This window comes from Actinoallomurus acaciae (assembly GCF_042429965.1).
Lineage (GTDB): Bacteria > Actinomycetota > Actinomycetes > Streptosporangiales > Streptosporangiaceae > Actinoallomurus > Actinoallomurus acaciae.
Window position 1 is genome coordinate 12,790 of record NZ_JBHLZP010000228.1, and the last position, 6,199, is coordinate 18,988.

The following is a 6,199-nucleotide window of genomic DNA, read 5'->3' on the forward strand; positions in this document are numbered from 1 at the left end:
GAAGGAGGGCCCGTGAACGAGCGAAGCGAGCGAACCGGCAAACACGCACGCCCGATCCCTCCCCCGACGAAGGAGGACTCGTGAACGAGTTCGAGGTGGCGCGGGAGGCGGTGGAGTCCGTGCCGAAGGGGTTGTTCGTCAGTGGCTCCTGGCGTGACGCCGAAGCCGGTGGCGCCTTCGCGGTCGAGGACCCGGCGACCGGCAAGGCGCTGTGCTCCGTCGCCGACGCCACTCCCGCCGACGGCATGGCGGCGCTGGAGGCCGCGGTCGCGGCGCAGGACTCCTGGGCGGCCACGGCGCCGCGCGAACGCGGCGAGGTCCTGCGCCGCGCCCACGAACTGCTCCTCGCGCGCCGCGAGGAGTTCGCCGCGCTGATGACCGCGGAGATGGGCAAGCCGATCACCGAGTCGCTGGGCGAGGTCGCCTATGCCGCGGAGTTCTTCCGGTGGTTCGCCGAGGAGGCGGTGCGGATCGGCGGCGACTACGCCGTCGCGCCGGACGGCGGGAGCCGCTTCCTGGTCATGCGCCGGCCGGTGGGCCCGAGCCTGCTGGTGACGCCGTGGAACTTCCCGATGGCGATGGGCACCCGCAAGATCGGGCCCGCCGTCGCGGCCGGCTGCACGATGGTGCTCAAGCCGGCCGAGCAGACGCCGCTGTCGGCGCTGGCCCTGGCCGACGTCCTGCGCGAGGCCGGTCTGCCGGACGGCGTGCTCAACGTCGTGCCGACCTCCACCCCCGGCCCGCTGGTCGAGCCCCTGCTGCGCGACGGCCGCATCCGCAAGCTGTCGTTCACCGGCTCGACGGCGGTCGGGCGGCTGCTGCTCGGCCAGTGCGCCGGCCAGGTGCTGCGGGTCTCGCTCGAACTGGGCGGCAACGCCCCGTTCATCGTGTTCGCCGACGCCGACCTCGACGCGGCGGTCGAGGGCGCGATGCTCGCCAAGATGCGCAACATCGGCGAGGCCTGCACGGCGGCCAACCGCTTCTACGCCGAGGCCCCGATCGCCGAGGAGTTCACCCGGCGCCTGGCCGAGCGGATGGGCGGGCTGACCATCGGTCCGGGCCTGGACCCCGGCACTCAGGTCGGGCCGCTCATCGACGAGGCGGGCCGGCAGAAGGTCGCCGCGCTGGTGGACGACGCGGTGAGCCGCGGCGCGACGGTTCGTACGGGCGGGTCGGCGGCGGCCGGACCGGGCTACTTCTACCCGCCGACCGTCCTGTCGGGGGTGCCGGCCGACGCCCGGATGCGCCATGAGGAGATCTTCGGCCCGGTCGCCCCGGTGACCGTCTTCGACACCGAGGACCAGGCCCTCGCGTGGGCCAACGACACCGAGTACGGCCTGGTCGCCTACGTCTACACCCGGGATCTCGATCGGGCGCTGCGGGTGTCGGAGGCGCTCCAGACCGGCATGGTCGGCCTCAACCGGGGCGTGGTGTCCAACCCGGCGGCGCCCTTCGGCGGCGTCAAGCACTCGGGCCTCGGCCGCGAAGGCGGCAAGGTGGGCATCGAGGAGTTCCTGGAGACCAAGTACATCGCCATGAACTGAGACCGCCGACGCGGGCCGCCGCTCAGGAGGGCGACGGCCCGCTCGCGGAGCATGTCCCCGGACTCACCACCGCCGGGCTCGTGAGCACGAGTCCGAGGCGCAGGTGGGTAGCGACCCGGCAGGCCCCGTCACGCCTGTTCCCCGCCCACGACGTCGGCGTGCAGGACGCGATGAACCTGGCCCGGATACCAGGCCGCTCGGTCTCTGGTCTCCGGATTCACCCGCCCTCAGGTGCGGGGCGTCAGACGGCCGGGGTGCGCAGGCGTTCGATCGAGTCGGTCATGTGCTCCTCGATGAGGCGGAGCAGCCGTTCCTCGTCGCCGTCGTTGATCGCCTCGACCAGCTTGCGGTGCTCCTCGACCAGGTCGTCCGGCTCGGGGTACTTCTCCTGGAGCGCGTTCAGGCACATCCGGGCCTCGACGAGCAGCGTGTGGGCCATGCGTTCGAGGCGCGGGCTTCCCGACGACGCGACGAGCACCTGGTGGAAGGCCTGGTCGGCGTCGCTCATCGCGATGCGGTCGCGCTGGCCGGCCGCCTCCATCAGCGCGTCGAGCGCCTCGGTGAGCCGGACGAGCGCCTCGCCCCGGTTGCGCGCCATGATCATCCGGCAGGCGGCGCGCTCGATGGCCAGGCGGGCGAGGTAGACGTCCTCCACGTCGTCCTCGGCCAATGTGATCACGAACAGGCCGCGGTGCGGCTCGCTGCGCAGCAGGCCCTCCTGGACGAGGCGCTGCATGGCCTCGCGCAGCGGCCCGCGGCTGACGCCGAGGCGCGCCGCGAGGTCGGCCTCGCCGAGCTGCGAGCCGGGAGCCAGCGATCCGTACATGATCGCGGATCGCAGCTCGTCCGAGATGATCTCAACGGTAGATCTTCGGGGTACGGGCTCGAGTTCGCCCAGTCGTCCCATCGTCAAGCCGCCTCCGTACGGAAGAGTGTGCCCGCTCCGGTACGCAGGCCGTGGTCACCGGCGATTCGAAGGCCCTCCCAGACGCTCACCTGGTTGGCGGTGAGGACGGGCTTGCCCAGCCGGTCTTCGAGGTCGTCGAGCCAGGCGACGGTGTGCAGCGCCGTGTCGGGCACCAGCACGGCCTCGGCGTCGGCGTGGTCGTTGGCGGCGACGAAGTCGAGCACCTCGTCGCGGCCCAGCGTGCCGACCTCGGCCGCGGTGATGATGCCCCGGCACGAGAGCGCGACCACCTCGACGCCGCTCTCGCCGAGGAAGCCGACGAAGCGTTCGGCCACGTCCGCCGGGTAGGTAGCCGCCACCGCGACCCGGCGTACGCCGAGATGCCGGACGGCGTTCACGAAGGCGAACGAGGTGCTGGAGGCGGGTACGCCCGCGGCCTGCTCGACCCCGGCGACCTGCCCGGCCGCGCCCTGCCGGCCGAAGACGAAGCTGCCGCTGGTGCAGGCCCAGATCGCGGTGCCCACGCCGAGGGCCCGCAGCCTCCGCGCGCCCTCGGCGAGCACGTCCGCGCCGCCGATGTCGAGCAGGGCGTCCACACGGTGCGCGTCCTCACGCATGAGCGTGTGCACCACGGGCAGGCTCACATCGCCCAGGACGCGCTCCATGAGCGGGTAGTCGTCCTCGGCGCTGAACCCGGGGTAAAGGATCCCGACCGTGTGGCCCATCTTCTCTCCAGTTTTGGCAGATTGTTTACAACTTACCGCGTTATGCCGCGGTGGGGCGCACGGCCTCGACGAGCCACTGGCCGGTGCCCATGGCCTGCTCGCCCATCGCGCGCAGCGCCGAGCACATCGTCACCTGGTTGGCGGTGAGCACGGGCTTGCCGAGCATCCGTTCCAGCGGCGCGATGATGTCGTACGTCGGGACGTTGGTGCAGCTGACGAAGATGGCCTCGGCGTCCGGCCGGTCGACCGCGCGGACCGCCGCGACCACCTCGGAGTAGCCGACCTTCCAGATGTGGTTCATCAGGCCGAGCCCGACGCTGGAGCCCGTCTCGATGCCGTGCTCGCCGAGGAACGTGAGCAGCCGGTCGGTGACGCTGTCGATGTACGGCGTGACGACCGCGATCCGGCCGGCGCCCAGGAGCCGGAGCGACTCCACCAGCGCACCGGAGGTCGTCGTGGCCGCGGGCGCGCCGGCGTCCACCATGCTCTGGTTCAGCAGCCGCTCGCCCTCCGCCCCGTGCACGAAGCTGCCCGAGGCGCAGGCGAAGGCGACGACCAGCGGCTCCGGTGCCAGCACGTCGCGCGTCGCCCGGCGTACGGTGTCGACGTCGGCCAGCGCCGAGGCCATCTCGACGGTCACCGGCACCGGCACGAACGGCAGCCGGGTCATGTACAGGGAGACGTGGTCCGGCGCCCAGCGCCACAGCTCACGGTCGAGGGCGAAGTCGAAGGGCGCGACCACGCCGACGCCGACCTGGGTGACCAGCTCGAAGTCGACGACCACGTCCGTGACATCGCCTGGAGGTAGGCCGGCGCTCACCGCTCGTACCGCTGGTACACCAGGCGCTCGCCCACGCTGCCCGAACGCCACACGTCGTTGCACGCCTCGGCCATCGGCTCCAGGCCCTCGACGATCGTCGCGTAGACGTTGCCCGGCACCCAGCCCACGTCGCCGTTGAGGAGCAGGTTGTTGCGCCCGTAGAAGATCGCCATGTCGATCACGCCGGGAAGCGCGTCGATGCCCTTCTCCTCCTTGAAGCGCCGGTCGAGCATGCCGCCGTTGAAGGAGAAGTAGACGACGTCGCCGGGGATCGGCGTGACCGTGGGGTTCTCCAGGCCCGGCTCCTCGGCGGCGAAGCGCTCGACCATGGTGTAGACCTCGTTGCGAGCGTACTTGGCGTGGTAGATGTCGCCGCCCTGCGGGAGGGCCTGCCACACCGCCTCGCACGTGCGAGGCGCGTCCTTGTCGAGCAGTTCCGCGACGCACGACACACCGCGGCGCTCCAGCGTGATCTTGATAAGTCTCGGCATGCCAGACCTCCCATCGCACATGGTCGAGGTGAGGCACGTCGCTCACCCCGATGACTTCCCTGCGGGCGCCTTGGGATCCGTCCTGGCCTCTGGTCCGGGTGATGGTTTCCGGGGTGGGTTCAGGTTGCGACGGTCTTGCAGCACATCGTCAGCCCTGGCGGCTGATTGTTGACAATCATACGAAGTCTGCCTAGCGTGTCAATGCCCCTGGTGACCTCGGGATACGACCTCGGAAAATGCACGGGAGCGTCATCTGTGACCACGCGGAATCCGGCCGTTCTCGTGCTGGAAGGCGATGCCCCACCACCCCGGCTGGCCGCCATCGGACGCCTCGCCGACGTCCGGCGCACGGGCGCGGCCGGTCTGGCGGAGGCGCTGCCGGGCGCCGAGGTGCTCTTCCTGTGGGACTTCTGGTCCGACGCCGTCGCCGCCGCGTGGCCGCACGCCGACGCCCTCCGGTGGGTGCACATCGCCAGCGCCGGGGTCGACCGGCTGCTGTTCCCCGGCCTGGTCGAGAGCGACGTCATGGTCACCAACTCGCGCGGCGTCTTCGACGAGCCGATCGCCGAGTACGTCCTCGGGCTGATCCTCTGCTTCGCCAAGGACCTGCACACCACCGTGCGCCTCCAGGATCGGCGCGAGTGGCGCCACCGGGACGCCGAGCGGATCACCGGCGCCCGCGTCCTGGTCGTCGGCACCGGCCCGATCGGCCGGGCCATCGGCCGCCGCCTGTCCGCCGTCGGCATGGCGGTCACCGGCATCGGCCGCTCCCGCCGGAGCGACGACCCGGACCTCGGTGAGGTACGGCCGTTCGGCGAACTGCGTTCGGCGCTCGCCGACGCCGACTACGTCGTGCTCGCCGCGCCGCGCACCGACCTCACCCGGGACATGATCGACGCCGGCGCGCTGGCCCGGATGCGGCCCTCCGCCCGGCTCATCAACGTCGGCCGCGGAGGGCTCGTCGTCGAGAAGGCGCTGGTCGACGCGCTGTCCGAGGGCCGCATCGCCGGAGCCGCACTGGACGTGTTCGCGACCGAGCCGCTGGCGGAGTCCTCGCCGCTCTGGACGCTGCCGAACGTCCTGGTCTCCCCGCACATGTCGGGTGACACGACCGGCTGGCACGACGATCTGGTCGAGCTGTTCCTCGACAACCTGGGCCGCTACCGGGACGGACGTCCGCTGGTGAATGTGGTCGACAAGAAGCTGGGATACGTCACGAGAGGGACCTGATGGCCGAGATCGCGTACCTCACCGCCGGCGAGATGCTGGCCGCCTTCCGCGCCGGGAGCCTGTCGCCGGTCGAGGCCACGTCCGCCGTCCTGGCGCGTATCGACGAGGCCGATCCGTCGGTCAACGCGTACTGCCTCCTCACCGCCGACGAGGCCCTCGCGGCGGCGCGCGCGTCGGAGGAGCGCTGGCGGCGCGGCGAGCCGCTCGGACGGCTCGACGGCGTCCCCATCTCGATCAAGGACGTCCTGCTGACCCGCGGTCATCCCACGCTCCGCGGCTCGCGCACGATCGCGCCGGACGGCCCGTGGCCGGACGACTCCCCCGCCGTCGCTCGCGTCCGCGAGCACGGCGGCGTGATCGTCGGCAAGACCACGACGCCCGAGCTCGGCTGGAAGGGCGTCACGGACGGGCCGCTGACCGGAGTCACCCGCAACCCGTGGGACCCCTCGCGTACGCCGGGCGGTTCCAGCGGCGGCGCCGCC

The 6,199-nt window shown here is 71.8% G+C and carries 7 protein-coding genes; 3 read left to right on the plus strand and 4 right to left on the minus strand.

The genetic code is table 11. The features are described from left to right. Positions 1–80 precede the first annotated feature (80 nt). A complete protein-coding gene (locus ACFFNX_RS26910; RefSeq protein WP_378208043.1) occupies positions 81–1,544 on the plus strand; it encodes an NAD-dependent succinate-semialdehyde dehydrogenase in 1,464 nt (487 codons plus the stop codon). 241 nt (positions 1,545–1,785) lie between these two features. Here ACFFNX_RS26910 and ACFFNX_RS26915 read toward each other — a convergent pair whose 3' ends face one another. The 4 genes from ACFFNX_RS26915 to ACFFNX_RS26930 are packed head-to-tail and all read right to left on the minus strand — an operon-like array spanning position 1,786 to position 4,487. After that, positions 1,786–2,451, minus strand: a complete 666-nt coding sequence (locus ACFFNX_RS26915) for a GntR family transcriptional regulator (RefSeq protein WP_378208059.1) — start codon at positions 2,449–2,451, stop codon at positions 1,786–1,788. Between the two features lie 2 nt (positions 2,452–2,453). Then, the gene (locus tag ACFFNX_RS26920) at positions 2,454–3,176 is read right to left on the minus strand and encodes a maleate cis-trans isomerase family protein (protein WP_378208046.1); all 723 of its coding nucleotides are present in this window, start codon (positions 3,174–3,176) and stop codon (positions 2,454–2,456) included. Positions 3,177–3,216: 40 nt separating this feature from the next. Next, positions 3,217–3,960 carry a maleate cis-trans isomerase family protein gene (locus ACFFNX_RS26925; protein WP_378208048.1) on the minus strand — a complete coding sequence of 248 codons (744 nt, stop codon included), beginning with the start codon at positions 3,958–3,960 and terminating at the stop codon, positions 3,217–3,219. 32 nt (positions 3,961–3,992) lie between these two features. Next, positions 3,993–4,487 carry a DUF3830 family protein gene (locus ACFFNX_RS26930; RefSeq protein ID WP_378208051.1) on the minus strand — a complete coding sequence of 165 codons (495 nt, stop codon included), beginning with the start codon at positions 4,485–4,487 and terminating at the stop codon, positions 3,993–3,995. A 255-nt stretch (positions 4,488–4,742) separates the two neighbouring features. Between ACFFNX_RS26930 and ACFFNX_RS26935 the strand changes: the two genes are divergently transcribed. Continuing rightward, positions 4,743–5,717 carry a D-2-hydroxyacid dehydrogenase gene (locus ACFFNX_RS26935; protein WP_378208054.1) on the plus strand — a complete coding sequence of 325 codons (975 nt, stop codon included), beginning with the start codon at positions 4,743–4,745 and terminating at the stop codon, positions 5,715–5,717. Next, positions 5,717–6,199, plus strand: a 483-nt coding sequence (locus ACFFNX_RS26940) for an amidase family protein (protein WP_378208057.1), incomplete at its 3' end; no start/stop codon positions are given. The genes ACFFNX_RS26935 and ACFFNX_RS26940, both read left to right, overlap by 1 nt.